The organism is Leadbetterella sp. DM7, assembly GCF_040829825.2.
In the GTDB taxonomy this organism is placed as follows: domain Bacteria; phylum Bacteroidota; class Bacteroidia; order Cytophagales; family Spirosomataceae; genus Leadbetterella.
This window is the reverse complement of record NZ_JBFOLH020000034.1, coordinates 1-4,473: the sequence shown is the minus strand read 5'-3', so window position 1 is coordinate 4,473 and position 4,473 is coordinate 1. Positions and strand designations below refer to the sequence as shown.

Genomic DNA, 4,473 nt, shown 5'->3' with positions numbered 1-4,473 from the left:
ATGGCAGCAGGGATGATTGCTGCACCCATAGCGGCAATCGGAGCTGCTGAGTTTGGAGTAGGCGGAGCAATGGCCGCCGGGGTTTCTCGCTTGGGAGCTATCCGTACGCTTTCCATAGGCCGAGCTGCCTTAAGAGTCGCACTTGCCAAAGGCGCGTTTAATCTGGGTGGGCAAACGGTAGCTAATGCACTGAACAATGAATGGAAATTGGATTTAGTAGGTCTGGGTCTTGATATGTTAGTATCTAATAGTTTAGTAACATCCTTAGGAGGTTTTGGTGGAGCAGGATTTGATTTTAAAAGTATGTCAGGGTACAATGATTTTGCACCAGATACCAAAGGAGTTCTAAAAACAGGTTTAGGATTGGGTTTTGGTAAAGTAGGTGGTGGCTTGAAAAATATTATGGGACCAAATGGAGTTTCTTCTGCAATGTCAAATATGATGGAGGGAGTTATAAAAGTATATAATGAAGCATTTAACAGTATGATTGATAAATTTCCCGGCTGGGCAGCAAAATGATAAAAAGGGTAATTAATGCAATATGGCGATTTACAGAGCTCAACAAATGGAGTAAAAAAGATACAAAAGGCTTAATAGCTTTTGGCATTTTAATGTTAATTTTTTACTTTTTCTACTTTAGACAAGAAAGAAGAATTACAGCTAAGTTAAAAGAGTGTAGCTTTTATACCATTATGAATCCAAGTAGGATGTCAGATATTAATAAAATGTATTTTGACTTTTTCTACGATTATAAAATGTATTCCTATAGCAGCAGTGTAGGGTCTGAGGATTTAGGGTTTTCTTATACTAGAAACAGTGCATTAAGCCGAAAGTACTGGATACAAGTGAATTGTCATGATTTTAAAGTAAACAGAGTTTTATGGAAAATCCCTGTACCAGATACTTTAAAATACATACCTCCAAAAGGCTGGAAGAAGATACCATATGGTTTAAAAGAAGAATCGGTCTGGTTTAAACGTTGGAGAAAGTAACTTTGACCCCTGGGGCATACGTTTAAATGGTACGGGAGTAGTAAATTCCGTTCAGAACCGATGGGAGATACAGGGACATGAAAAGGAAGCTACCTTTAACCTCAACAGGATTAACTTTGGGGCCAGAGTGTATAATCCGACCATTGGCAGGTGGGATAGGGTGGATCCGATGGCGGAGCAGTATTATGCGTATTCTGCATTTAGCTATACGCTGAATAATGCCCTGTCTAACACGGACCCTAACGGGAAATGGGTGCGAATAAACGGTGGCCTGGAAACCAGTGACCCGGGAGATATCGCAGCGTTCTTTGAGGATATGCGGGGGAGAAAAAAAGCAGAGGAATATGCAAATAACCTCCCTTTCACCCTTATGCCGGACATCTCCCAATATGAAACCCGGGGTAATGGAGGAGATTGTGGCGGCCCTGATCAACCGCCCTGCATAGATGGTCTGAATTTCTCTCAAAAAGTTGATCAGCAATTTCTAGCCGCTAATTTGCTTGAAACGTACGGAATTGTCAGCAGTATTCGTGCTATTCAAAGAGGAGTTTTTAATTTAGCGTCAAGCTTAAAATCATGGTTTGCGGCAAAGGATGCCGCTAAGGGGGTAACAAATACTGTAACGAAATCAGAATCAGTATTAGGACACATATTTAGGGATGCGGCAGGACACGTTAACCCTTCTACTGTTGCTTCGCAGAATAGGTATATACGGTTATTTGAAAGCGTTGCAAATAATCCTGCGAATCTTAATCAAAGTATTTTAGCTCCCAGAGCTATCGAAAATGGAGTTCAAGGATTTACGCAAAGTTTCAAAAATGGTCAGATTTGGGTTCAAGTAAAAGATGGGAAAATATTCAATGCTGGAGTTAATTTAATGAAAAAATAATGAAAAAATATACCATAGCCATAGATAAGGATATTAATATGGAATATAATGCTGCTGCTGTTTATTATCAAAAAAGCATTGATGAAAATGAATTATATCTTGATACTTATTTGAATTTAGCTTTTTTATACTGGAATTTTCAGGATTTTGGTTTTTTTACCTACTTTAATATTTCTGAGGAATTACGAAATATTGGGTATGATAAATATTCTGAAATTGTTGAAAAAGGAATTCAAAAATTCCCTGATAATTTAGAACTTCATTTTTGGAAAAAATATTTTCAGCATATTATATGTGGTGAAGAATTATCTGTAAAAGACTGTCAAGGACTTATAGAAAAGTATGGCGATAGTGAAAGCATTGTACCTTATTTTTTTCTTTATCTCTTTGATAAGGTTAAGTACAAAAAACAAAGAGATGAATTGATAGAAATGGCAGGAAAGATACCTACAGCAAAGAATCTCTATATAAAGTCATTAATTATATAAGTTGCCGCTAAGACGGTAGGTGCAGAAGGAGCCGTTTGGGCACAGAAAACATTTGGTGGTACGTTTAGTGCAGGTAGGAAGTTTGCAGGTCAAACAGTTGATGGTGTGGCAGGGATGTTGAAGAGTGGTGTATTATCTGCTGCCGATGTTCCAATTAACGTTGTTGTGCGAAATGGACAAACATTCATTTTGAATACGAGGTCATCCGCGGCACTTATGCGGGCAGGTATTCCAAGAAGCTCTTAGAATATTGTAAATCAAACAGGAGTTTCTTCATTTGAAAGTATGCTTACAAGTCAATTGGGAAGAAACGGTTTGATTAACGGCACAAATACCATAAGACAATCAGGTACACAATTAATTCTTTCTCATTAGTGAATTTAATAGATTTTATACAACTTAGTAAGACTGTGTCTCACGCCTTAAGGCACGAGTCACAGTCTTATAATCTTAATTTAGATAATCAAGGTCATGTATTACTTTCTGATTTGGTTATTGCGTTAAATTCAAAGGGAATACAGGTTAATGAATTTGACATTAATAAAATGGTTGAATTATCTGAAAAGAAAAGGCACCAAATTCTAAATGGTAAAATTAGAGCTTACTATGGGCATTCCGTAAAAGATAAAATTTTAAAATATCCAGTTGAACCACCTGAATTTTTATATCCCGGTACAGTTCAAAATAGCTTAACTGATATTCTTGAAAAAGGATTATTATCTATGGAAAGGCAATACGTTCACCTTTCAATTGATAGAAGTACAGCAGAAATGGTAGGTAGCAGAAGAAAAGAAGATTTAGTTATACTAACTATAAGAGCTAAGGAAGCATTTTTAAATAACATACAATTTTATAAAGAAGAAAATGGCATTTGATTATCAGACCCGATACCTTCAAAATACATAGTTGAATAATGGAATTAGTGGAAATAAGAGGTCTTTTTAAAATGGATTTTGGCTCGCCTTCGCCAACGATATTGTCAAACGATAATGAGTTGTTTATTGCCTTTTATGCAAATAGACAAAATTCATCTACTATTCCCCAAGAATGCAATACCATTTATGACACAGGGGTTTTTGCTTTGAAATTTAAAGTGTATTTAAAATATACATTTGGATTACCAGGGGAAGAAACAATACAAGGACATCCATATAGTAAACTTGGGATGAAGTCTTACTCATTTTATGAGCTCAAAAACTCTGATTTGATTAAATCACTGCAGGATATAGAAAAAGTACATCCACAGTATAATCCCACGAAATGGGAAATGTATAGACATTATATATTGACCTTCCACGACAATATGTTTGAATGTATCGCTCAGGATTTTGAAATTAGAGAAGAAAATACATCAATTTATAATCAAGCGGCAGTAATGCTTAATGAATTATCAGTAAAGGATTTTTAAGTTCACAGAACTGAGCTGTTTTAAGTATCTGATTTCGGTTCCTAGTTGTTTTACATCAAAGAAATCTTGCTTGCTTTAATAAAGTGGTCAACGGTAGTAAGCAGGCATTCCTTTTCCTTTTCGGGGAGCGTTGCAATATCATGAAACCGTTTGAGCATAGCGGGATCTTTAAACAGGTCGGCCTGTTCGTTTTCTCCCAATAGGTAGCCCACTGTAGTATCCAAAATCTTAGCAAGTTTTTTGGCAGCTTCGATAGAAGGTGTCATCTCATCCCTTTCATATTTGAGATACACTACCTTATTTTTTCACCGGAACACCGGCCTAATGAAAAGAAAAAGTATCTTGCAAATGCGGCGCTTAACAAATGCAGAAAGTTCTTTTAAATAGGCAGTAACTTTGATCCTTGGGTCGTACGTTTAAATGGTACGGGGGGAACAGCTTCGAGAACCGGTTTTAGCTGCGGGGGAAGGAAAAAGAATCTACTTTTAACCTCAACAAGACTAACCTTGGGGCGAGAATGTATAATCCGACAATTGGAAGGTTTGACCGGATTGACCCGCTAGCAGAACTGGATTTACATCTTTCCTCCTATTCTTACGTAGGCAATAATCCTTTAAAATACGTTGACTTATTCGGAATGAAGAGAAAAAAGGCTAAAGGGGAGGTGGATACTTATATAGAGACGGAGCCTTTTGA

General features: G+C 36.9%; 8 protein-coding genes. 7 read left to right on the top strand and 1 reads right to left on the bottom strand.

The features are described 5' to 3' along the window. From AB2U10_RS19040 to AB2U10_RS19015, 6 genes are all read left to right on the top strand, one after another. On the top strand, nucleotides 1-519 hold a 519-nt coding region (locus AB2U10_RS19040; RefSeq protein ID WP_493820778.1), incomplete at its 5' end, for a hypothetical protein. After that, a complete protein-coding gene (locus tag AB2U10_RS19035) occupies nucleotides 516-992 on the top strand; it encodes a hypothetical protein (protein WP_367916666.1) in 477 nt (158 codons plus the stop codon). The genes AB2U10_RS19040 and AB2U10_RS19035, both read left to right, overlap by 4 nt. Before the next feature lie 16 nt (nucleotides 993-1,008). After that, a complete protein-coding gene (locus AB2U10_RS19030) occupies nucleotides 1,009-1,881 on the top strand; it encodes an RHS repeat-associated core domain-containing protein (RefSeq protein ID WP_367916671.1) in 873 nt (290 codons plus the stop codon). Then, on the top strand, nucleotides 1,881-2,369 hold the full coding sequence (locus tag AB2U10_RS19025; protein ID WP_367916667.1) for a hypothetical protein: 489 nt from the start codon (nucleotides 1,881-1,883) through the stop codon (nucleotides 2,367-2,369). The genes AB2U10_RS19030 and AB2U10_RS19025 overlap by 1 nt, the downstream gene beginning before the upstream one ends. A gap of 374 nt (nucleotides 2,370-2,743) precedes the next feature. Further along, on the top strand, nucleotides 2,744-3,244 hold the full coding sequence (locus AB2U10_RS19020; protein WP_367916668.1) for an RNA 2'-phosphotransferase: 501 nt from the start codon (nucleotides 2,744-2,746) through the stop codon (nucleotides 3,242-3,244). Between the two features lie 38 nt (nucleotides 3,245-3,282). Beyond that, nucleotides 3,283-3,777, top strand: coding sequence for a hypothetical protein (locus tag AB2U10_RS19015; protein WP_367916669.1), 495 nt, complete (start codon nucleotides 3,283-3,285; stop codon nucleotides 3,775-3,777). A 50-nt stretch (nucleotides 3,778-3,827) separates the two neighbouring features. Here AB2U10_RS19015 and AB2U10_RS19010 read toward each other — a convergent pair whose 3' ends face one another. Next, nucleotides 3,828-4,043, bottom strand: coding sequence for a hypothetical protein (locus tag AB2U10_RS19010; RefSeq protein ID WP_367916670.1), 216 nt, complete (start codon nucleotides 4,041-4,043; stop codon nucleotides 3,828-3,830). Nucleotides 4,044-4,294: 251 nt separating this feature from the next. Between AB2U10_RS19010 and AB2U10_RS19005 the strand changes: the two genes are divergently transcribed. Continuing rightward, on the top strand, nucleotides 4,295-4,473 hold a 179-nt coding region (locus tag AB2U10_RS19005), incomplete at its 3' end, for an RHS repeat-associated core domain-containing protein (protein ID WP_493820779.1).

Excerpts from the sequence above, each read along its gene's own strand:
- AB2U10_RS19035 (WP_367916666.1), top strand. The coding sequence starts at position 516 with ATGATAAAAAGGGTAATTAATGCAATATGGCGATTTACAGAGCTCAAC.
- AB2U10_RS19025 (WP_367916667.1), top strand. The coding sequence starts at position 1,881 with ATGAAAAAATATACCATAGCCATAGATAAGGATATTAATATGGAATAT.
- AB2U10_RS19015 (WP_367916669.1), top strand. The coding sequence starts at position 3,283 with ATGGAATTAGTGGAAATAAGAGGTCTTTTTAAAATGGATTTTGGCTCG.
- AB2U10_RS19010 (WP_367916670.1), bottom strand. The coding sequence starts at position 4,043 with ATGACACCTTCTATCGAAGCTGCCAAAAAACTTGCTAAGATTTTGGAT.